Annotated in this window: 18 protein-coding genes and 1 rRNA gene; 9 read left to right on the forward strand and 10 right to left on the reverse strand. The window is 71.6% G+C overall.

What is annotated here, in order from left to right:
- The first annotated feature begins 124 nt into the window (after positions 1 to 124).
- Positions 125 to 682, forward strand: coding sequence for a DJ-1/PfpI family protein (locus ACIGEZ_RS05760; RefSeq protein WP_399826078.1), 558 nt, complete (start codon positions 125 to 127; stop codon positions 680 to 682).
- Between the two features lie 147 nt (positions 683 to 829).
- Here ACIGEZ_RS05760 and ACIGEZ_RS05765 read toward each other — a convergent pair whose 3' ends face one another.
- Positions 830 to 1,489, reverse strand: a complete 660-nt coding sequence (locus ACIGEZ_RS05765; protein ID WP_399826080.1) for an HAD family hydrolase — start codon at positions 1,487 to 1,489, stop codon at positions 830 to 832.
- Between the two features lie 24 nt (positions 1,490 to 1,513).
- The gene (locus ACIGEZ_RS05770) at positions 1,514 to 2,020 is read right to left on the reverse strand and encodes a DUF6912 family protein (RefSeq protein WP_399826083.1); all 507 of its coding nucleotides are present in this window, start codon (positions 2,018 to 2,020) and stop codon (positions 1,514 to 1,516) included.
- A gap of 387 nt (positions 2,021 to 2,407) precedes the next feature.
- Between ACIGEZ_RS05770 and ACIGEZ_RS05775 the strand changes: the two genes are divergently transcribed.
- The gene (locus tag ACIGEZ_RS05775; protein ID WP_399826085.1) at positions 2,408 to 2,710 is read left to right on the forward strand and encodes an Rv3235 family protein; all 303 of its coding nucleotides are present in this window, start codon (positions 2,408 to 2,410) and stop codon (positions 2,708 to 2,710) included.
- A 285-nt stretch (positions 2,711 to 2,995) separates the two neighbouring features.
- Here ACIGEZ_RS05775 and secA read toward each other — a convergent pair whose 3' ends face one another.
- Complete coding sequence (gene secA, locus ACIGEZ_RS05780; protein WP_399826087.1) at positions 2,996 to 5,815, reverse strand: preprotein translocase subunit SecA; 2,820 nt, start codon at positions 5,813 to 5,815, stop codon at positions 2,996 to 2,998.
- 239 nt (positions 5,816 to 6,054) lie between these two features.
- Between secA and ACIGEZ_RS05785 the strand changes: the two genes are divergently transcribed.
- Together ACIGEZ_RS05785 and ACIGEZ_RS05790 are read left to right on the forward strand one after the other, a co-directional pair.
- Positions 6,055 to 6,639, forward strand: a complete 585-nt coding sequence (locus tag ACIGEZ_RS05785; protein ID WP_399826090.1) for a GNAT family N-acetyltransferase — start codon at positions 6,055 to 6,057, stop codon at positions 6,637 to 6,639.
- Positions 6,640 to 6,832: 193 nt separating this feature from the next.
- The gene (locus tag ACIGEZ_RS05790; RefSeq protein WP_399826093.1) at positions 6,833 to 7,996 is read left to right on the forward strand and encodes a winged helix-turn-helix domain-containing protein; all 1,164 of its coding nucleotides are present in this window, start codon (positions 6,833 to 6,835) and stop codon (positions 7,994 to 7,996) included.
- Positions 7,997 to 8,080: 84 nt separating this feature from the next.
- On the opposite strand, the gene ACIGEZ_RS05795 is transcribed toward ACIGEZ_RS05790, so the two are convergent.
- From ACIGEZ_RS05795 to mtrA, 6 genes are all read right to left on the reverse strand, one after another.
- Positions 8,081 to 8,836 (reverse strand): response regulator, encoded by a 756-nt coding sequence (locus ACIGEZ_RS05795; protein WP_399826095.1) that lies wholly within the window; start codon positions 8,834 to 8,836, stop codon positions 8,081 to 8,083.
- Positions 8,837 to 9,066: 230 nt separating this feature from the next.
- Positions 9,067 to 9,747, reverse strand: a complete 681-nt coding sequence (gene hpf / locus ACIGEZ_RS05800; RefSeq protein WP_399826098.1) for a ribosome hibernation-promoting factor, HPF/YfiA family — start codon at positions 9,745 to 9,747, stop codon at positions 9,067 to 9,069.
- Positions 9,748 to 10,041: 294 nt separating this feature from the next.
- On the reverse strand, positions 10,042 to 10,872 hold the full coding sequence (locus ACIGEZ_RS05805; protein ID WP_399826099.1) for a ComF family protein: 831 nt from the start codon (positions 10,870 to 10,872) through the stop codon (positions 10,042 to 10,044).
- A gap of 204 nt (positions 10,873 to 11,076) precedes the next feature.
- Positions 11,077 to 13,002, reverse strand: coding sequence for an LpqB family beta-propeller domain-containing protein (locus tag ACIGEZ_RS05810; RefSeq protein ID WP_399826101.1), 1,926 nt, complete (start codon positions 13,000 to 13,002; stop codon positions 11,077 to 11,079).
- Positions 12,992 to 14,980 (reverse strand): MtrAB system histidine kinase MtrB, encoded by a 1,989-nt coding sequence (gene mtrB, locus ACIGEZ_RS05815; protein WP_399826103.1) that lies wholly within the window; start codon positions 14,978 to 14,980, stop codon positions 12,992 to 12,994. Before mtrB ends, ACIGEZ_RS05810 begins: the two co-directional genes overlap by 11 nt.
- A gap of 1 nt (position 14,981) precedes the next feature.
- Entirely contained in the window at positions 14,982 to 15,659 is a 678-nt protein-coding gene (mtrA, locus tag ACIGEZ_RS05820; protein ID WP_009333493.1) for a two-component system response regulator MtrA, read from the reverse strand.
- 599 nt (positions 15,660 to 16,258) lie between these two features.
- On the opposite strand from mtrA, the gene ACIGEZ_RS05825 reads away from it, so the two are divergent.
- Genes ACIGEZ_RS05825 through ACIGEZ_RS05845 form a run of 5 tightly spaced genes read left to right on the forward strand, consistent with a single transcriptional unit; the run spans position 16,259 to position 21,624 of the window.
- Positions 16,259 to 17,458 (forward strand): hypothetical protein, encoded by a 1,200-nt coding sequence (locus ACIGEZ_RS05825; RefSeq protein WP_399826108.1) that lies wholly within the window; start codon positions 16,259 to 16,261, stop codon positions 17,456 to 17,458.
- A 4-nt stretch (positions 17,459 to 17,462) separates the two neighbouring features.
- The gene (locus tag ACIGEZ_RS05830; RefSeq protein ID WP_399826110.1) at positions 17,463 to 18,143 is read left to right on the forward strand and encodes a DUF4129 domain-containing protein; all 681 of its coding nucleotides are present in this window, start codon (positions 17,463 to 17,465) and stop codon (positions 18,141 to 18,143) included.
- On the forward strand, positions 18,140 to 19,336 hold the full coding sequence (locus tag ACIGEZ_RS05835; protein WP_399826112.1) for a DUF4350 domain-containing protein: 1,197 nt from the start codon (positions 18,140 to 18,142) through the stop codon (positions 19,334 to 19,336). The genes ACIGEZ_RS05830 and ACIGEZ_RS05835 overlap by 4 nt, the downstream gene beginning before the upstream one ends.
- Positions 19,333 to 20,316: an AAA family ATPase gene (locus ACIGEZ_RS05840; RefSeq protein ID WP_399826115.1), complete on the forward strand. Its 984-nt coding sequence runs from the start codon at positions 19,333 to 19,335 to the stop codon at positions 20,314 to 20,316. Before ACIGEZ_RS05835 ends, ACIGEZ_RS05840 begins: the two co-directional genes overlap by 4 nt.
- 12 nt (positions 20,317 to 20,328) lie before the next feature.
- On the forward strand, positions 20,329 to 21,624 hold the full coding sequence (locus ACIGEZ_RS05845; RefSeq protein WP_399826117.1) for a DUF58 domain-containing protein: 1,296 nt from the start codon (positions 20,329 to 20,331) through the stop codon (positions 21,622 to 21,624).
- A 98-nt stretch (positions 21,625 to 21,722) separates the two neighbouring features.
- On the opposite strand, the gene rrf is transcribed toward ACIGEZ_RS05845, so the two are convergent.
- Positions 21,723 to 21,839, reverse strand: a 5S ribosomal RNA gene (gene rrf / locus ACIGEZ_RS05850).
- Positions 21,840 to 21,975: the final 136 nt, after the last annotated feature.

The raw sequence follows: 21,975 nt of genomic DNA on the forward strand, positions 1-21,975 counted from the left end.
TCGCTGTTGCCCCCCTGGCCGTCATGAGCCTTATGTGTACAAAAGCAGGACGGGAAGTTTGACGATCTGGACAGCGACGAATGGTTACCCGGGGCCCATCGACATCAGGGATCTGGGAGTCGCCATGGCGAAGATCTTGATCGTGACCGGGGACGCGGCGGAGTCGCTGGAGGTCATGTACCCGTACCAGCGCCTCCTCGAAGAGGGTTACGAGGTCGACATCGCGGCCCCGGCCCGCAAACAGCTGCGGTTCGTCGTCCACGACTTCGAGCCCGGCTACGACACGTACACGGAGAAGCCCGGCTACACCTGGCCGGCCGACCTGGCCTTCTCGGAGGTCGACCCGGGCGAGTACGTGGCGGTGGTGATCCCGGGCGGCCGGGCACCGGAGTACCTGCGCAACGACCCGGAACTCCGCAAGATCCTGAAGTCGTTCTTCGACGCGGACAAGCCGGTGGCCCAGATCTGCCACGGCCCGCTCCTGACCGCCGCCATCGGCAGCCTGGAGGGCCGCCGCGTCACGGCCTACCCGGCCCTGGAACTGGACATGCAGGCCGCGGGCGCGAGCTTCCAGGACACTGCGGCGGTGGTCGACGGCATGCTGGTGTCGTCCCGCGCATGGCCGGACCACCCGACGTGGATGCGGGAGTTCCTGAGGGTCCTGCGGGAAACGAAGGCGTAAGGACGCGCGGGCGGGAGCAAGGCGAACCCCCCGCAGCCGACCCGCGCCTGACCCGTGCCTTTCGGATCATCCCGGGGCCGCGGGGTGCGGCACATCTGCACCCCGAAGGCACCCAAGCCATGCATCGGGCTGATCCGGAAGACAGGCCTAGACCAGCTCCTCCGCCACGGCGACCGCCTCTTCCAGCGAGTCGACGACGGGCACACCGACCCGCTCAAGCGACGCCCGGCTGTGCGACCCCCCGGTGTAGAGCACCGCCCTGGCGCCCACGTGCGCCGCCGCGACAGCGTCATCCGCCGCGTCACCGATGACCACGACCCGCTCCGCCGGCACCCCCTCCAGCGCCGCGAGGTGCCGCACCATGTGCCCCGACTTGCCGTCCGTGGACCGGTCGACCCGCCCGTCGACACGCAGGAACCGCTCGGCGATCCCGTGCCGCCGCACCAGCGGTATCAGCTCCCCGTGGGGCGCGAGCGACAGCAGCGACTGGGTGAGCCCGGACGCCTGCCGCGCCGCGAGCAGCTCCGCGGCGCCCGCGGTGAGCCCGCAGCCCTCGGCCCGCTGCCAGTAGTGCCGGTGAAAGGCACCGTCCATGAGGACCCATTCCTCATCCGTGGGCAGCCGCCCCATCAGGCGCTCGTAGAACTTCGGCACGGGCACCATGTACAGCTCCCGGTACCGCTCCAGAGTGATCGATTCGAGCCCCAGCTCGGCGAAGGCGGCGTTCGTCGCCCCGATGACCGCACTGATGTCGTCGAGCAGAGTGCCGTTCCAGTCCCAGACCAGGTGCTTAGCGTGCTTCCCCATAGCAGGCCACGGTACCGCGCCGGGTCAGCCGAGCAGCCCCGGAATCTCCTGCACCCCGAACCAGAGCAGCTCGTGGTCCTCGGCACCGTCCACCACGAACTGCGCGTCGTCGTCACCCTGGTCGGCGGCCCCCAGCGCGTCCGCGGCGGCCGAGACGTCACCCTCGGCGTCATCGGCATCCGCATGCACGGCCGCGGCCTTGACCAGCGGGACAGCGGCGGCGATACGCACCTCCCCGAGCGCACTGGCGTCGAGCCCACGATCGGGGTCGACGACCGCGTCCCGGTCCGGGACGTCGACGGCGACGACGATCCGGCGCCTGGCCGCGCCCGGGTCACCGGCGAGCAGCCGGAGGGAGGCGGCGGCGGCACGGTTGAGGGCGGCGTACTCCAGCTCCTCGATGTCGTCGGAGACGTACCACTCTCGCAAAGCCGGGGTGACGGCGTAGGCGGTGAGGGGCCCGGGCCCGAGCTCGCCCGCCTTGTGCGCCTGTGCGAGACCGGGAAGGGTCAGGGGGACGTACACGCGCATGGCTGGCCGCTTTCGTAGTCGGAGACGCCCTCAGGATACGTGCGGAGTCCCCCTTCGGGGGCAGGACCCAGCCCCCGCGCGACCCCTCGCCGACGGCGCACGCACCCCCCGAATACGGCTACGACACCGCCCCATCACCCTGATAGGTGAATCCGCCAACCGCGAACACCCCACCCCACCCGCCCTTGCCACCCGCGGCCCCATCCCCGTACAAGATCACCAACAAAGTTACCGACTGGTAAACGACGGTGACTCAACGCGACGAACGGGGATCCCATGCCGACGACACCCACCCACCCCAGGCCGGCCCGCCCCGCCGGGCCGGCCGGAACGGGCCCGCGCGGGCGGGCTGGCACGAGGCCACCACGCCACGTACTGCCGCACGTGATGTTCGCCGAACGCCTCCTGGCCGTACTGAGCGGGGAACGCCCGGTCCACTGGATGCTGGGCCACACCGTCGGCGAGGCGTACGACCAGCTGGTCGCCCTGGCCCCTGAGACACCACTCCGCTCCGGCGGCCGCCCGGTCCTGCGCCGCTGCTCCGCCCACCCACCAGGCCCCGACGCGGTCGAGGTCTGCGCCAACTTCACCACCGGCGACCGCGTCCGAGCCCTCGCCTTCCGCCTGGAACGGGGCCAGGACCGCCGCTGGCGCTGCGCGGCAGTGGAACTGGACGGCCTACCCGCGTAGGGACCACGAGGCGCCCCTGAGCCCCCCACCGGCGCGCCGACCCGCCGACAACGGGAGTGGGGGCCGCTGCGGGGGCTGGGTTCGGGACGTAAAGCGTGATTTGTGGCGCGGAACAAGGCCCCGCGCTTCTCAGGCAGCCGACCGCGCCGTAAATCATGCAGTCCCGAACACAGCCCCCGCAGCGGCCCCCACGCACCGACCACCACAACGACGACCGACCCTCACCCACCACACGAAAGGCCGGCCACCACAACGGCGACCGGCCCTTTCCGCTCAAACGGCGCGCTACTTCTTACGCCGACGCCCACCCGCACTCTTCTGCGCCTTACGGCGCTCGGCACGCGTCATCCCGTCACCAGAACCGGCCCCGCCCTCGTCCGAGGCGAAGTCACCCTCGATGACCGACCCGTCCCCGTCGACCTTCGGCGCGGAGAAGTGCAGCCGGTCCGGCCGCTGCGGCGCGTCCAGCCCCTTGGCGCGGATCTCCGGTCGCCCGGCGCCCGCCGGCACGGCGTCCTGCTTCTCCAGCGAGGTGCCCTCGACGGCGCCCTGCACCGGGACCTCCTCGACCTGCTGCTCGACCTGGACCTCCAGGTTGAACAGGTAGCCGACGGACTCCTCCTTGATGCCCTCCATCATCGCGGAGAACATGTCGAAGCCCTCGCGCTGGTACTCGACCAGCGGGTCCTTCTGGGCCATCGCCCGGAGGCCGATGCCCTCCTGCAGGTAGTCCATCTCGTAGAGGTGCTCACGCCACTTGCGGTCGAGCACCGACAGGACGACCCGCCGCTCCAGCTCACGCATGATGTCCGAGCCGAGCGTCTTCTCACGCGCGTCGTACTGCTCGTGGATGTCGTCCTTGACCGACTCGGCGATGAACTCGGCGGTGATGCCGGCCCGGTCCCCGGCCGCGTCCTCCAGCTCGTCGACCGTGACCTTGACCGGGTAGAGCTGCTTGAACGCGGTCCACAGCCGGTCCAGGTCCCACTCCTCGGCGAAGCCGTCGGCGGTCTCCTGGCGGATGTAGTCGTCGATCGTGTCGTCCATGAAGTGGCGCACCTGCTCGTGCAGGTCCTCGCCCTCGAGGACGCGGCGGCGCTCGCCGTAGATGACCTCGCGCTGCCGGTTGAGGACCTCGTCGTACTTCAGGACGTTCTTACGCGTCTCGAAGTTCTGGCTCTCGACCTGCCCCTGCGCGGAGGCGATGGCCCGGGTGACCATCTTGTTCTCGATCGGCACGTCGTCCGGCACGTTGGCCATCGCCATGACCCGCTCGACCATCTGCGCCTTGAACAGCCGCATCAGGTCGTCGCCCAGCGAAAGGTAGAACCGCGACTCGCCCGGGTCGCCCTGACGACCGGAACGACCGCGCAGCTGGTTGTCGATACGCCGCGACTCGTGCCGCTCGGTGCCGAGGACGTAGAGCCCGCCGAGCTCCTTGACCTCCTCGAACTCCGCCTTCACGGCCTTCTCGGCCCGCTCGAGGGCGCCCGGAAGGGCCGCGGCCCACTCCTCGACGTGCTCGACCGGGTCCAGGCCCGCCTGGCGCAGCTCGGCCTCGGCGAGGTCGTCGGGGTTGCCGCCGAGCTTGATGTCCGTACCGCGGCCGGCCATGTTCGTGGCGACGGTGACGGCGCCCTTGCGGCCCGCCTGGGCGACGATCGCGGCCTCGCGCTCGTGGTGCTTGGCGTTCAGCACCTCGTGCTGGATGCCGCGCTTGCTGAGCTGCTGCGAGAGGTACTCGGACTTCTCGACCGAGGTGGTGCCGACGAGGACCGGCTGGCCCTTCTCGTGCTTCTCGGCGATGTCGTCGACGACGGCGGCGAACTTGGCGACCTCGGTCCGGTAGATCAGGTCCGGCTGGTCCAGTCGCTGCATGGGCTTGTTCGTCGGGATCGGCACGACGCCCAGCTTGTAGATCTGGTGGAACTCGGCCGCCTCGGTCATGGCCGTACCGGTCATGCCGGAGAGCTTGTCGTAGAGGCGGAAGAAGTTCTGGAGGGTGATCGTGGCGAGGGTCTGGTTCTCGTCCTTGATCGCCACCCCTTCCTTCGCCTCGATCGCCTGGTGCATGCCCTCGTTGTAGCGGCGGCCGGCGAGGATACGGCCGGTGTGCTCGTCGACGATCATGACTTCGCCGTCCATGACGACGTAGTCCTTGTCCTTCTTGAACAGTTCCTTGGCCTTGATGGCGTTGTTCAGGTAGCCGACGAGCGGGGTGTTCACGGACTCGTAGAGGTTGTCGATGCCCAGCCAGTCCTCGACCTTGGCGACGCCGGACTCGTGGATGCCGACGGTCCGCTTCTTCTCGTCGACCTCGTAGTCGCCGGTCTCCTCGATGCCCTTCAGCGGGTTGCCGGGCTCGCCCTTGGTGAGGCGGGTGACCAGCTTGGCGAAGTCGCCGTACCACTTGGTGGCCTGGTCCGCCGGGCCGGAGATGATCAGCGGCGTACGGGCCTCGTCGACGAGGATCGAGTCGACCTCGTCGACGCACGCGTAGTTGTGACCGCGCTGGACGAGCTCCTCCTGGGACCACGCCATGTTGTCGCGCAGGTAGTCGAAGCCGAACTCGTTGTTCGTGCCGTACGTGATGTCGCAGGCGTACTGCTCGCGGCGCTGGGCGGGCGTCATGTTGGCGAGGATGCAGCCGACGTTCAGGCCCAGGAAGCGGTGCACCCGGCCCATCATCTCGGAGTCGCGCTCGGCCAGGTAGTCGTTCACCGTGATCAGGTGCACGCCCTTGCCGGACAGCGCGTTCAGATACGCCGGGAGGGTACCGACGAGGGTCTTGCCCTCACCGGTCTTCATCTCGGCGACATAGCCGAGGTGGAGGGCCGCGCCGCCCATGATCTGGACGTCGTAGTGACGCTGGCCCAGGACGCGCTTGGCGGCCTCGCGGACGGTGGCGAACGCCTCGGGGAGCAGGTCGTCGAGGCTCTCACCGTCGGCGTACCGCTGCTTGTACTCCTCGGTGAGCGCCCGCAACTCGGCGTCGGAGAGGTTGGCGAAGTCCTCTTCGATGGAGTTGACCTGGTCCGCGATGCGGTGCAGTTTGCGCAGGATCTTGCCTTCGCCTGCACGCATGAGCTTGTTGAAGACGGACACTGAGGCTGGTCTCCTTGCCGGTCGGGCCTGGCACTGGGTCTTGTCATGACTCGGGCGCGGGCACGGCAGGTGGTCCCCACCGCAACGGCCATCGTAAGCGAGACCGCACGCGCGGAGGGAGGCCCGCATGCCAGGAGGCCCCTCTCCCGCCCGTAAGAGAGAACGCACGAGGTGGCCCGAAGGTGCCGCCCGGCCGAAAAGTGTTCGCATCGACCCGGGCGGGTCACCACAATTCCGTCATGGACCCGATCACACTCACCACCGACAGACTGCGGCTGCGCCCCTTCGTGCCGGAGGACGCCGAGGCGGTCCACGCTGCCTGTCAGGACCCCGACATCCAGCGCTGGACGACGGTCCCCTCGCCGTACGTCCGGGCGGACGCCGAGCTGTTCGTGACCCGCATCGTGCCGGACGGCTGGCGCCAGGACGGGGAGTACTCCTTCGCGGTCGAGCCGCTGGAGGGCGGGCCGCTGCTCGCCGCGGCGGGTCTGCACGCGCGGGGCCAGGGCATCCGGGAGGTCGGCTTCTGGCTGGGCAAGGAGCACCGGGGCCGCGGCTACATGACGGAGGCCGTCGGCGCCCTCGCCCACTGGGCCTTCACCGCGCTCGGCGTGCACCGCCTGCTGTGGCGCGCCGAGGTCGGCAACACGGCCTCGCGGGCGGTCGCCGAGCGGGCCGGCTTCACGCTGGAGGGCGTCGAGCGGGCGGGTCTGGTCAACAACGGCACGGTCCGCGACGCGTGGATCGGCTCGCTGCTCCCCTCCGACCTGGGCCTGCCGTCCCCGGTCCCGTACCTGCCGGCGCAGGTCCGCACCCACGACTGACCAGGCGCACGCAGGGGGCCCGACACGACGCACACACCGGGCCCGGCGCGAGCACACACCGGGCCCGGCCCGCACTCCGCACCCACCGGGCCCGGCCCCCGCCATTGCCGCACCCACCGGGCCCGGGCCCCCGCCATTGCCGTACGCACCGGTGCCCGGCCCGCTGTCAGTGCCGCCCTCTAGGGTGCGGACCATGACGACTGCGCCGCGCCCCGCCGCCGAACTCTCCGCCGACGAAGCCCGCCGGATCGCCCTGCGGGCCCAGGGGTTCCTCGGGGCCCCCGACCGCCGGGCCGGGGTGCGGGGCGTGCTGCGCCATCTCGGCCAGGTCCAGCTGGACACCATCTCGGTCCTGGCCCGCTCGCACGAGCTGATCCCGTACGCGCGCCTGGGCGCCGTCGGCCGCCGCACGGTCGAGGACGCCTACTGGACCGAGGGCCACGCCTTCGAGTACTGGTCGCACGCGGCCTGCATCCTGCCCGTCGAGGAGTGGCCGCTCTTCGCCTTCCGCCGCCGCGCCTACCGCGACCGCCCGCACTGGGCCCACCAGCTCTCGGACGGCGCCTACGAGGCGGTGATCGCGCAGCTCAGGGCCGAGGGGCCGCGGACCGCGACCGAGCTGGGCGGCGCCAAGAACAAGGGCGAGTGGTGGGACTGGTCCGACTCGAAGATCGCCGTCGAGCGGGCGCTGATGTACGGCGAGGTGGTGGTCACCGAGCGGCGCGGCTGGAAGCGGGTCTACGACCTGGCCGAGCGGGCGATCCCGGACGCGCTGCTGCACGACGACCTCGACGACACGGAGTGCCTGCGCCGTCTCGTACGGCAGGCCGGGGAGGCCCTGGGCGTCGGCACCCGCACGGACATCGCCGACTACCACCGGATCAAGGCCGAGTCCTTCGACTCCGTGGTGGAGGCCTCGGGTCTGGTCCCGGTCACGGTGGCCGGCTGGGGGAAGCCGGCCTGGGCCGATCCGGCGGCGCTCGCGACCGAGCCGCGCGGCCGGCACCGCACGACGCTGCTCTCGCCCTTCGACTCGCTGATCTGGGAGCGGCCCCGCACCGAGCGCATCTTCGGCTTCACGCACCGACTGGAGGCGTACGTGCCGAAGCAGAAGCGGGTGTACGGGTATTTCGCGATGCCGGTCCTGGCCGGTGGCCGGCTGGTCGGCCGGGTGGACCCGGCGCGGGACGGCCGGACCCTGGTCGCCCGGCAGGTGACCCTGGAGGGCCCCAAGGCGGTGCCCGCGGTGGCGACCGCGCTGCGCGAGGCGGCCGAGTGGGTGGGCTGCGACGCCGTGGCGGTGGAGCGCGTGGACGCCCCGGACCTTGCACCCGAACTGGTGAAGGCCCTCGGCTGAAAGCACTAGAGGAAGCGCGCGCGACCGAAGAAGCGCGACGCGAGGTAGGGCGACGCGAGGTAGGGCGACGCGAGGTAGGGCGACTCAGCGGATCTCGAGGATCTTCTCCCGCATCGCGTACACCACGGCCTCCATCCGGGAGTGCAGCTGCAGCTTCTCCAGGATGTTGCGGACGTGGTTCTTCACGGTGTTCTCGGAGATGAACAGTTCCTTGGCGATGTCCCGGTTGTTCATCCCGGTCGCGACGAGCTTGAGGACCTCCAGCTCGCGGTCGGTCAGCCGGGGCGCGGGCACGAGCCGGCGCTCGTCGGTGCGCTGGATCATCGACTTGAACTCGGTGAGGAGCTTCGAGGCCATCGACGGGCTGATCTGCGACTGGCCGTCGGCGACCGCGCGGATCGCGGTGGCTACCTCGTCGGTGGAGATCTCCTTCAGGAGATAGCCGGTGGCCCCCGCCTTGATCGCGTCGTAGAGGTCGGCCTCCTCGTCGCTGATCGTCAGCATGATGATCTTCGCGCTGGGTGCGACCTCCTTGATGGAGGTGCAGGCCTCGATGCCGCCGCGCTTGGGCATCCGTACGTCCATCAGAACGATGTCGGGAAGCAGATCGGCGGCCTTGTCGACGGCCTCCGCGCCGTCCCCGGCCTCACCGACGACCTGAATGTCCTCCTCCTGCGCGAGGACGATCTCGAGACCGCGGCGGAAAAGGGCGTGATCGTCCACGACGAGAACCCGGATCGGCTCGTCGCGGGACGCGCCGGTGTCCGAATCCGATCCCTCCGGGTTCACCGTGCCAAGGGACTCTCGCCCGCTGTGCACCGGCCCGAAGCTGTCCGCCATCGTTCCTCCCCCATGAAGGCCGTGGCCTGAAGTCGTGCCTGCATCACTTTTGGCGTCCAACCGCTCCTCGGAGAGCACCGGTTGGGCGTGCACGCCATGATTTCATGCCTGGGCGACCGTGCGGTGAACCCATGGGTCGCACGGGGTCGCACAGGGGTGCCCCTGGGGGCGCGCGGGGCGCTCCAGGGGCACCATGAGTGTCAGTTGTGTGTCAGGTCCGCGACTTCGGGTCAGCCACCGAGTGCGCCGCCGGCGCCGCCGCCTTCAGCGAGCGGGTCGCTCTCCAGGTGGATGACGCCGTAGTCGTACGCGTGTCGCCGGTAGACGACGCTGGGCTGCTTGGTGTCGGAGTCGACGAAGAGATAGAAGTCGTGCCCGACCAGCTCCATTTCGTAGAGCGCCTGGTCGAGCGTCATCGGTGCGGCACTGTGGGTCTTCTCGCGGACCACCAGCGGCCCTTCGCCCTGCACCTCGATCGAGCCCATCATCGTGGTGGGCACCGTGCCGGACTCGTCGGCGACCAGTTCGCCGCTTCCGTTGAGCTGGGCGACGCCGGGCACCACGTCGGCGACCTCGGCCGCCGAAAGCCTGCCGTTGCCACGGCGGGTGAACCGCTTGTCGTGCTGCTTGCGCAGTCGCGCCTCGAGCTTGTCGCTGGCGAGGTCGAGCGCTGCGTACGGGTCGGCAGCCGCAGCTTCCGCCCGGATCACCGGGCCTCGGGAGTGGAGGGTGATCTCCACGCGGTCGGACCGGTCGGCCTGCCGCGGGTTGTGCTCCTTGGACACCTCGACGTCGAGGCTGATCACCTTGCCGTCGAGCTTCTGGATCTTCTCCAGCTTCAGCTTCTCGGCCACGTGCTTCCGGAACCGCTCGGGCACCTCGGTCTTGCGGCCCTTGACGACGATGTCCACGCAGAACTCCGTTCCCGGATTCGCTCGGTACGGCTCCTTGGCCGTCGAGCCTCTCCCTTTGCACCAGACTCCGGCGATTACCGGGGTCTCGGACTTGGCGACTTAAGCCTCTCCTCCCCCGCCGACCAGCTCCCCACCCCACCAACGCGAGGTTAATTCGCCTTGAACTCCTGTCCTGTAGGCGCACCCGTGTTTTCGATGAGGCGTAGCCTTCGCCATTCCTCACAACCGAACATAGCTCGTTCGGCCGGGTGTCGGCACCCGCTGACGGCAGTTACCTCCATTCGGGTGCTCTCACCTCTCACCACCTGCAACGATGCAACTTCCCCGCGAGTTCCGGTTTATTTCGAACGACGACGGAGAGGATGCGACTACCGCCGCCACCGGCTGTTCGAATACGCCTTCCGCCACGTGCTCCTTCGAGCTGTCCCGTAATCCGGGAATGAACTGCCGGTGTACGCCCGAGCGTGCGGCATCCAGTGCCCGCGCCGCCTCCGCGAGCGACGCCCCGGTCGTCATCAGGTCGTCCACGAGCACCACCCGCCCGGCCGTCCGCGCGGCCTCGTCCAGGAGCCGTACGCCACCCGCGGCGACCTCCAGTGCCCCCGCGAGGTTGGCGAGCCGACCGCGCGCGTCGAGCTGCGACTGGTCGGCCACCGGCCGGCACTGCCGCAGCACCGGCAGGACCCGCGCCGCCCGGCCGGCCCGCCGCAGCCGCCCGGCCGCGGCCAGCGCGATCCGCCGGGTCGGATCGTGGCCACGCGCGCGTACGGAGCTCCGCGAGGACGGCACCGGTACGAGGAGAAGGGGGCCTGCCCCGATCGCGTCACAGGGCCCGGCGGCGGCCTCCACGGCCCGAGCGAGCGCGCCGCCCAGGGGTCCGGCCAGCGGCAGCGCCCCGCGCTCCTTGTGCGCGAGGAGCAACGCGCGCACCGCACCCTCGTAGGGCGCGGCGGCGTGGACGACGGGCAGCCGGGCCGGTTCGGGCCGCGGCCGCACCCGGCGCGGACCGCGCCCGGTCAGCTCGGTCCCGCACCGCGGGCACAGTGCCGTACGGGGTCTCCCGCAGCCTCCGCAGGCGACCGGCAGCACCAGCCCGGCGATCTCGCGCCACCACCCCCGCATGGATCCACTGTCCCCCCGCCGCGCGAGTCCGGCCACCCCTGTGGAAAACCAGGGGCGGACAGGACAGCGGCGACGGGCCACCCGGTCGCCGGCAGAGGCGTCGGCAGAGCGTCGGCCCGGGCCCGGCAGAGGCGGGAGAGACTCACCCGGGCGTCGACCGGCAAGAGACTCACCCGGGCATCGACCGGAGCACCGGGCCACGGGTCACCCCGGGTAGACCGGCGAGGTCCCGTCCTTGACCATGGGCTGCCAGTTCGCCCCGGGCACGAGGCGCACGATGCCGTCGTTGCCGGAGTCCGCGACCACCGGCACCTGGTCGCCGTGCGGCGCGGCGACCGCGGTGACCCCGTTCAGGCCCGGCAGGACCGACGTGGCCGACGTCGAGCCGTCCGTCTGCACGTACCGCACCTGCTGCACCCCACCGGCCTCCGTACCGACCACGACGAGCCGGCTCGGACCCGCCCAGGACACGGCCGTGACCGACTCCAGGCGCGGCGCCACCCGCTTCGGGTCGACGACGGAGACGGTCTCCTGACCGCCTGCGGCGGACCGCTCGACCCGACCGATCTGCAGGGTGGTGCGGTCGTTCTTCTTCACCAGGAGCGCGATCCGCACACCGTCCGCGGAGACCCGCAGCGACTCGATCCGCGCACCGTCCTTCAGCCACGGCGTGCTGACCTCGACCCGCTCCCCCGTCCCGCCGGGCACCATCCACAGCCGCGGCCTGACCGGGTTGCGGTCGGCGACCCACAGGTCGCCGTGGCCGTCCCAGCTCGGCGCGGAAAGGCGGTCCTGGGGCCTCAGCGCGCTGCTGGTCACGACCGGCGCCGGCAGCTCCTCGGTGGTCCCGGCGGCGCCGGACGTCCCGTAGCTGTCGGAGAAGTCCGAGGCGTCCGCGGTGATCGACGCGACGCGCAGTTCGCGCCCTTCCTGCACGACCCCCGCGGCGCGGTTCTCCTCGCGGTCCACGGCGACGGACCGCAGCGGCTGCGTGCTCTGGCCGAACGGGCCGGGCACCGCCAGCGGCTTGTCCGGCTGCTTGCCGCCGGCCGACAGCACCATCAGCCTGCCGTGCGCGTCGACGTAGTACGTGTTCTCGGCCCGGCCGGGGTCCTCGACCGGCGAGAACTCGTCCAGGGCCTGCCCCTTGCCGAGCAGACACAGCCGGTTGCCGTCGCTGCCCTGCAGCTCCACCTGCTCGACCCGCACCGAGGTCAGGTCGCCGAGGGTGAACAGCAGCTGCGCCGCCATCCCCTTGCAGGCGAGGGCGCTCGCCCGGTCCGCCTTGGCGTTGAGCGGGATCTTCAGCGTGGACTGGTCGTCGGTCGTCAGCGACGTGACGCCCTTCCTCAGCTCCGTGCCGGACGGGAAGCGCGAGTCGACGGCGGGGCTCAGCCAGCGCGTCGGGCCCTCCAGGAGCGCCTTGACGGTCTGCGTCACCGGGTCCATGCGGGTGACCGGGTCCTGGCGCTGCCGGATGTAGACGGGGTCGGCGACGACCCAGTTCTCCCCGGAGGCGAAGTAGTACTTGTTGACCGAGCGGTAGTTGCGCAGGAAGTCCGCCTCGCCGAGCACCAGGCCCGACGGCAGGCTGTCGATGCGCCACTCCTTGGTCTTGCCGTCCGCCGACGGCTGCTGGACCACGTGGATCGCCTCGTTGTACTCGGCGGGGACCTCCGGCCCGTACGCGTGCCGGGCGTCGACCGTCGCGATCCGCCGCCCCGAGATCGGATAGGTCCGCCCCCGGGTCTCCTGGTCGACCATCCGGTCGGCCTGGTCGCGGTCGGGGGCGGTGGAGAGCACGGTGATCCGCGCCTCGGGCTGCCAGGTGCGGGCGGCCTGCTTCGTCAGATACTTCCGCGCCGTGGCGAAACCGGGGTCGTCGCTGGTCATGGCCTCGAGGAAGCCGTCGACGATCTCCTCCGGATCGGCGTTGTCCCGCGGCGCGACCGCGTACACGCGCACCTGCGAGTCGCCCGGGTTGGAGGCCTTCACGGGCTGTACGTCCCCGCTGTCGGGCATGGTCGCGCAGCCCGCCGCGAGCAGCGAGCAGCACGCGAGCAGCACGGCACCGCGCACCGGCCTTCCCCGCCCCGGTGTCTCCCGCTTCCCTCGAAGGTCAGCGCCCACCTGTCCCGTCCTCCCCCTCGGCGCGCGTCGACGCCATCGCCTCTCCCCCGTCGTCGTCCGCGCCCGCCGCGGACCGGGCGACCACCCGGGCGCCGCTGCCCGGCAGGGCCGTCGGGTCCACCGTCGCCCGCGGCACGGGCGTCATCCGCGGCGGTACGGGCAGCGCCGGGTGGCCCCCTGCGGGCTGCACCGGCACCGCCGTCAGGCGCGGCCCCGAGCCGGCCGTGGCCGCCGCCTGCTCGCGGTTGCGCCGCGAGTCCTCCGGCTCCAGTGGGATCGGGGAGCCACGCAGCGGCTCGTCCGCCGTACGCGGCAGGGTGAGCCGGAACTGCGAGCCGCCGCCCGGCTCGCCCCACGCCTGCAGCCAGCCACCGTGCAGCCGGGCGTCCTCGACGGCGATCGACAGACCGAGGCCCGTACCGCCGGTGGTCCGCGCACGGGCCGGGTCGGCCCGCCAGAACCGGTTGAAGACCCGGGCCGCCTCGCCCGGCTTGAGCCCGACACCGTGGTCGCGTACGGCGATGGCGACGGCCCCGCCGGCGGCGGCCAGCTTCACGGTCACGTCCCGGCCCTCACCGTGCTCCAGGGCGTTCACGACCAGGTTGCGCAACACCCGCTCGACCCGGCGGGCGTCCGCCTCGGCCACGACGGGCTGCTCGTCGCCCACGACGAGGATCCGGCAGCCCTTGCGCTCGGCCAGCGGCTCCGCTCCGCCTATGACCCGCCGTACCACCTGGCGCAGGTCTATCGGCTCGGCCTCCAGGGCCGCCGCGCCCGCGTCGAAGCGGCTGATCTCCAGGAGGTCGGACAGGAGCGACTCGAAACGGTCGAGCTGGTCGCCGAGGAGCTCGGCGGAGCGCGCGGTGACCGGGTCGAAGTCGACCCGCGCCTCGTGGATGACGTCGGCCGCCATCCGTACGGTCGTCAGCGGGGTGCGCAGCTCGTGCGACACGTCCGAGACGAACCGCCGCTGCATCCGCGACAGGTCCTCCAGCTGCTGGATCTTCAGCTGGAGGTTCTGGGCCATCTTGTTGAAGGCCTCGCCGAGGCGCGCGATGTCGTCCTCGCCGGTGACCTTCATCCGCTCCTGGAGCCCACTGGCGGACAGCCGCTCGGCGACCCCGGCGGCCATGCGTACGGGAGTGACGACCTGCCGCACCACCAGCCAGGCGATCGCGCCGAGCAGCACCACGACGAACAGACCCGCGGTCGCGAGGGTGCCCTTGACCAGGGCGAGGGAGTCCTCCTCCTGCGTGAGCGGGAAGAGGTAGTACAGCTCGTACGGGGTGCCGTCGGCGTCGTTGAGCCGCTTGCCGATCACCAGCCCGGCCTCGGACGCCTTGCCGCTGGTGTAGTGGATCCTGGCGAACTTCTGGAAGGTACTGGTGCCCTGGGCCACGCTGTGCCGCAGGTCGGCGGGGATGCTGGTGGTCGGATCGACCTCACCGGAGGCGCGCGCGCCGCGGCTCGCGGTGTCCCCGGTCTCCAGGGACAGCGCCACCACGTTGTACGCGCTCTGCCCGCCGCTGGCCAGCTGCTCGACGAGGGTCGAGCGCCAGTTCACCGACGAGCCGGCCCGGCCGCCGTCCTGCCCGCCCGGGGCCGGCGGCGTGGTCGCCGCCCGGTCCTGGGCGGCGGAGAAACCGCCGGCGGCCTGGCTCTGCGCGGCCTTCTCCTTGGCGTCGAGCAGACCGTTGCGGACCTGGCCGATGACGACCAGGCCGAGGAGCAGGACCACTCCGAGGGACATGAGCAGGGTGCCCGCGACCACCCGCACCTGCAGGTTGCGCCGCCACAGGCGTACGGCGGGCAGCAACGGACGGCGCACCCAGCGCGCCACGAGCCGGAACACCGGCCCACCCGGTGCCCCGTCCTGAAGCAGACGGCCGAAACGGGAACCCCCCCGCCCCGGTCCGGCAGCCCGCCCCGTCCGGACTCCCGGCTCCCCGGGCTTCGGAGCAGTACTGCCTGCGCTCATGTCAGCTCGGCCCCGCCTTGTACCCGACACCGCGCACGGTGACCACGATCTCCGGGCGCTCGGGGTCCTTCTCGACCTTCGAGCGCAGTCGCTGGACGTGCACGTTCACCAGTCGGGTGTCGGCCGCGTGCCGATAGCCCCACACCTGCTCCAGCAGGACCTCACGGGTGAACACCTGCCACGGCTTGCGGGCCAGCGCCACCAGCAGGTCGAACTCGAGCGGCGTCAGGGCGATGGACTGCCCGTCCCGCTTCACCGAGTGACCCGCCACGTCGATCACCAGATCGCCGATCGCCAACTGCTCCGGCGCCGGCTCCTCCGACCTCCGCAGCCGCGCCCGGATCCGGGCGACGAGCTCCTTCGGCTTGAACGGCTTGACGATGTAGTCGTCGGCCCCGGACTCCAGGCCCACCACGACGTCGACCGTGTCGCTCTTGGCCGTGAGCATGACGATCGGCACACCCGACTCGGCCCTGATGAGCCGGCACACCTCGATGCCGTCCCGTCCGGGCAGCATCAGGTCGAGCAGCACCAGGTCCGGCTTGGCCTCACGGAATGCGGCGAGCGCCTTGTCGCCGTCCGCGACGAACGACGGCTCGAATCCTTCACCACGCAGCACGATCCCGAGCATCTCGGCCAGTGCGGTGTCGTCGTCGACGACAAGAACGCGTCCCTTCATATCGACATCATCCCATTTCCGTATCAGTCGTAAGGCGGCTGGTGAGATACCTCACTGACCTGCGGCATCGTCCCGGAACGGCTGCTGATGACCGTCCGTGTCCGTGGGTGTGGACGTCAGTCATGGAAGTCACCCCCGTGGCCGCCCAGAACCGTACCCCGCGCCGCTGGCCGGGGCCTACGGTCGCGTCCCCGAACGGCCCGACTGCCCCCTGCCTCGTTCGACTGCCGGCACCGGCATTCGGGCAGCGACACCGATCAGCAGCAGGTCGCGGACCAACTGCCCGGTGACCGACAGCCGGACCGGTTCGCTTCGCGGGCCGACCGCTCCGAAGCCGGCGGTACCGCAGACGGTCACGGTGGAGTAGAGCGCGTCGCTCCGCGCTTCAACGTGTCGTGGCTTTCCGGGAATCCGTCACCACCGTGACAACCCGACCGGTGTCCTGAGGAGGGACACCGGGCGCTGATACCGGCCCGGCCCGCGGGCGGGTCGCGCGTGGCACGATGGCTCCCGGCCCGCTGCCACGCCTGGCGAACGGCCTCAGTGACCGAGCCGGTTCGCCGATCCGGCCCCGCGACCATTCCTCGAGGTGGACGACCGTGAACGACACTCCGGGCTGGACCTCGCCCGGATCTGCTCCCTCCGACGGCCAGGACGACACCGGGATTCCCCGGCCCGCCTCGCCCGGCGACGCGGACGGCTCCGCCCCCCAGTGGTCCAAGGACCAGCCGCCCGCCGGCCAGTGGCAGCCGCCGACCGGCCCGGTCCCCGGCACCCCGCCGCCGGCCCAGGCGGGTCTCGGCCGGGCCGGACAGCGCCCGGCCGGCCCGTGGGGCAGGCCGCCGGCCGCCAAGCCGGGAGTGATCCCGCTGCGCCCGCTGACCATGGGCGAGATCCTCGACGGCGCCGTGTCGACCATGCGCCGCTACTGGCAGACCGTCCTGGCCGTCTCCGTCACGGTCGGCGTGATCAGCCAGATCGCCGAGATCCTGGCCCAGCGCTATCTGGTCCCGGCACCCCCGGAGATCGACCGGGACGCCAGCCAGGCCGAGATGCTCCGGCAGTCCGTCGACTCGATGCAGAGCAGCCTGATCGGCATGGCGCCGGCCTTCCTCATCATGGTGGCCGCGACACTGGTCAGCGCCGCCCTGCTCACCGTGGTGATCAGCCGCGCCGTCCTGGGCAAGCCGGTCACCATCGGCGCCGCCTGGCAGGAGGCCCGCCCGCGGCTCCTCCAGCTGCTCGGACTGACCCTGCTGCTGATGGCGATGAGCGCCGGCATCATGCTCGCCGGCCTGCTGCCCGGCCTCATCCTCGGCGGTGCCGGGGGAGCCGGCCTCGCCTTCCTCGGAGGCGTCGGCGCGTCCGTCGCCGTCATCTGGCTGACGGTCCGCTTCAGCCTCGCCTCGCCCGCGCTGATGCTGGAGCGCGAGGGCGTGATCAAGTCGCTGAAGCGCTCGGCCAAACTGGTCCAGGGCTCCTGGTGGCGGATCTTCGGCATCACCCTGCTCACCCAGCTGCTCATCTTCCTCGTCGCGATGATCATCACGATCCCCTTCGCGGCCATCGCGATAGGCGCGAGCGACGGCGGCTTCGACGGCTTCCTCGCCGGCACCGTCCCGGAGAACACCTGGTCGTTCCTGATCATCACCGGCATCGGCGGCGTGATCATCAACGCGATCACCTACCCGATCTCCGCCGGAGTCACCGCCCTCCTCTACGTCGACCAGCGCATCCGCCGGGAGGCACTGGACCTCGAACTGGCCCGCGCCGCCGGACTGCCCGGCTACGGAGGCTGATGGCGTGACGGTCACGGGGGGCACGACCGGCGACGTACCGGTGGACATCCCCCGCGTCCCCGCCCAGGAGGCGGCGGAGCGGGAACTGTCCAAACCGATGTACCACGAGAACGATCCCAACCTGCTCCAGCGCGGCCTCGACCGCTTCTGGGACTGGATCGGCCGGCTCTTCGACTCGGCCGCGGGGGCGACCCCCGGCGGCGTCGTCGGCCTCGTGGCCATCGTCATGGTCGTGCTCGCCCTGATCGGCGCCCTGTGGTGGCGCCTGGGCACCCCGCGCCGCTCACCCTCCACCGGCGCCGACTCCCTGTTCGAGGAAGGCCCCCGCACCGCCGCCGAGCACCGGATCGCCGCCGCCCGCCACGCCTCCGCGGGCCAGTGGAACCAGGCCGTCCAGGAGCGCATGCGGGCCATCGTCCGCTCCCTCGAAGAGCGCACCCTGCTCGACCCGCGCCCCGGCCGCACCGCCGACGAGGCGGCCGCCGAAGCCGGCCGGCACCTGCCCGCCCATGCCGACGCACTGCGAACCGCCGCCCGCGCCTTCGACGACGTGACGTACGGCGGCCGCACCGCCGACGAACCCGCGTACCGCCGCATCGAGGAACTCGACACCGCCCTGGAGCGGACCAAGCCGACCCTCGAACCGGCCACCGCCGCCCCCGGTTTCGCGGCGGCTCCCCGATGAGCCGGACGGCCACCAGCCCCACGTCGACCTCGCTGTCCGCCCGCCAGATCTGGACCCGCGCGCGCAGCGCCCTCCTGATCCTCGCCCTGATCCTGATCGGCGGCATCGTCGTGGCCACGATGCGCTCCGCCGATCACCACGGCCGCCTCGACCCGCGCTCCGCCGACCCGTCCGGCAGCCGGGCCGTCGCCGAACTCCTCAAGGCCCAGGGCGTCACCGTCGACCTGGCCGGCACCCTCGCCGAGGCCACCGCCGCCACCGGCGCGGACACCACCCTCCTGGTCACCACCCCGGACCTGCTGACCGGGGACCAGCAGTCCACCCTGCACGAGACGATGGCCCGCTCGGCCGGCCGCACCGTCCTCCTCGGCCCCGGCCCTGCCTCCCTCGCCACCCTCGTCCCCAGCGTCAGCACGGACGTCAGCACGCACGTGGAACCGCTCGAGCCCGCCTGCACCCTGACCGCCGCGACCCGCGCCGGAACCGTCGACCTGGGCGGCGAGCGCTACCTCACCAGCCACGGCACCGCAGACCGTTGCTACCTCGCCGACGGCCGGCCGACCCTGGTCCGCATCCCCGGCCGGGGCGCCGGCGACACCGTCCTGCTCGGCTCCCCCGAGCTTCTCTCCAACAAGCGTCTCGACCAGCGGGGCAATGCCTCGCTCGCCCTGCAACTCCTCGGCTCCCGGCCCCATCTCGTCTGGTACCTCCCCTCCCTCGCCGACGCGCCTGCCACCCCCGACTCCGCGGACTCCCCCGGCAGCACCTTCCTCGAACTGATCCCCTCCGGCTGGCTGTGGGGCACGCTCCAACTCGCCGTCGCAGCCCTCCTGGCCGCCGTCTGGCGCGCCCGCCGCCTCGGCGCCCTGGTGACCGAACGGCTCCCGGTCGCCGTCCGCGCCTCCGAGGCCACCGAGGGCCGCGCCCGCCTCTACCGCAAGGCCGGCGCCCGCGACCGCGCCGCCACGGTCCTGCGCACCGCCACCCGCGGCCGGCTGGCCCCGCTCCTCGGCGTCCCCACCAAGGACGCCCACTCCCCCGAGCTCCTCCTCCCCGCGCTCTCTTCCCGGCTCCCCACCGACTCCGGACACCACCGGCAGCTCCTCTTCGGCGCGGCTCCCTCCGAGGACGCCGCTCTCATCCGCCTGGCAGACCAACTCGACGCCCTCGAAAGAGAGGTACGCACTTCATGAGCGCCCCGACCCCCGAGACCGCCACGAGCTCGGACAGCGCCCGCGCCTCCCTGGAGGCCCTGCGCACCGAGATCGCCAAGGCCGTGGTCGGCCAGGACCCCGCCGTGACCGGTCTCGTCGTCGCCCTGCTCTGCCGCGGACACGTCCTCCTCGAGGGCGTCCCCGGCGTCGCCAAGACCCTCCTGGTCCGCGCGCTCGCCTCGGCCCTCGAACTCGACACCAAGCGCGTCCAGTTCACCCCCGACCTGATGCCGGGCGACATCACCGGCTCGCTGGTCTACGACGCCCGGACCGCCGAGTTCTCCTTCCAGCCCGGCCCGGTCTTCACTAACCTGCTGCTCGCCGACGAGATCAACCGCACGCCTCCGAAGACCCAGTCCTCGCTCCTGGAGGCCATGGAGGAACGCCAGGTCACCGTGGACGGCACCCCCCGCCCGCTGCCCGAGCCCTTCCTGGTCGCGGCGACCCAGAACCCCGTCGAGTACGAGGGCACCTACCCTCTCCCCGAGGCCCAACTCGACCGCTTCCTGCTCAAGCTGACGGTCCCTCTGCCCTCACGCGAGGACGAGATCAGCGTCCTGACCCGCCACGCCGCCGGCTTCGACCCCCGCGACCTGAAGGCCGCGGGAGTCCGCCCCGTCGCGGGCCCCGCCGAACTCGAGGCCGCCCGGGAAGCCGTGACCAAGGTGGCGGTCTCCCCCGAGATCGCCGGCTATGTCGTCGATATCTGTCGTGCCACGCGTGAATCCCCCTCGCTCACTCTCGGCGTCTCCCCCCGAGGAGCCACCGCCCTTCTCTCCACGGCCCGCGCCTGGGCCTGGCTCACCGGCCGGGACTACGTCACCCCGGACGACGTGAAGGCCCTGGCCCTGCCGACCCTGCGTCATCGCATCCAACTGCGGCCCGAGGCCGAGATGGAGGGAGTCACCTGCGACTCCGTCATCAGCTCGATCCTCGCCCACGTCCCCGTACCCCGCTGAGAACGGCGCCCCATGGCCCTCACCGGACGAACCGCGCTGCTCGCCGCCCTCGGATCGCTTCCCGTGGGCATCCTCGCGCCCAGTTGGACGGGGATGCTCGCGGTCAACGCGCCCCTCTCACTCGCAATTCTGTGCGACTACGCGATGGCCGCGCCAGTGCGAACGCTCCGATTCACCCGAAGTGGTGATACAAGCGTTCGACTCGGTGACGGTGCCGACGTCCAGCTCACGGTCACCAACCCGTCGCGCCGCCGCCTGCGCGCCCAACTCCGCGACGCCTGGCCCCCGAGCAGCACCCAGACCCCCTCCCGCCAAGACCTGACGGTCCCCGCCGGCGAACGCCGGCGCATCACCACGGCCCTGCGCCCGACCCGCCGCGGCGACAACCGCGCCGAGCGCGTCACGGTCCGCTCCTACGGACCGCTCGGACTCGCCGCCCGCCAGGGCAACCACGAGGTCCCCTGGACGGTCCGCGTCCTGCCGCCGTTCACCAGCCGCAAGCACCTGCCCTCGCGGCTGGCCCGCCTCCGCGAACTCGACGGCCGCACCAGCGTTCTGACCCGCGGTGAGGGCACCGAGTTCGACAGCCTCCGCGAGTACGTGCCGGGCGACGACACCCGCTCCATCGACTGGCGGGCCACCGCCCGCCAGACCACCGTCGCCGTCCGCACCTGGCGCCCCGAACGCGACCGCCACATCCTGATCGTCCTCGACACCGGCCGCACGTCGGCCGGCCGTGTCGGCGACGTCCCCCGGCTCGATGCCTCGATGGACGCCGCCCTCCTCCTGACCGCCCTGGCCTCCCGCGCCGGCGACCGCGTGGACCTGCTGGCCTACGACCGCCGCCTCCGCGCCCAGGTCCAGGGCCGCTCCGCGAGCGACGTCCTGCCGGCCGTCGTCGACGCCCTGGCTCCGCTCGAACCCGAACTCGTCGAGACCGACGCCCGCGGCCTGGCCGCCACCGCCCTGGCCCGCGCCCCCCGACGCTCCCTGATCGTCCTCCTGACCGGCCTGGACGCGGCCCCCACCGAAGAGGGCCTCCTCCCGGTCCTCCCTCGACTCACCCAGCGCCACACGGTCCTGGTGGCCTCCGTCGCCGACCCGCACATCGCCCGCATGGCCGCCAACCGCGGCACCCTGGACGGCGTTTACGAGGCCGCGGCCGCCACCCAGGCCCAGGCCCAGCGCCTCCGCACCGGGGAACAACTCCAACGCCACGGCGTCACGGTCGTGGACGCCACTCCTGACAACCTGGCCCCCGCACTCGCGGACGCCTATCTGGCTTTGAAGGCGGCAGGCCGGCTGTAAGCAGCAGGGCAGCTCCGGGCCGGACCGGGGCCGCCCCACTGGCCGCTGAACGCAGAAAAGCCCCGCACCATAAGGTGCGGGGCTTTCCCACAATGATTGTTCGGCGGCGTCCTACTCTCCCACAGGGTCCCCCCTGCAGTACCATCGGCGCTGAAAGGCTTAGCTTCCGGGTTCGGAATGTAACCGGGCGTTTCCCTAACGCTATGACCACCGAAACACTATGAAGTTGACCAACCGGATGACAACACGGTCGTTACTTCAGAACTAACACAGTGGACGCGAGCAACTGAGGACAAGCCCTCGGCCTATTAGTACCGGTCAGCTCCACCCATTACTGGGCTTCCACATCCG

Source organism: Streptomyces sp. NPDC085481 (genome assembly GCF_044541845.1).
GTDB lineage: Bacteria > Actinomycetota > Actinomycetes > Streptomycetales > Streptomycetaceae > Streptomyces.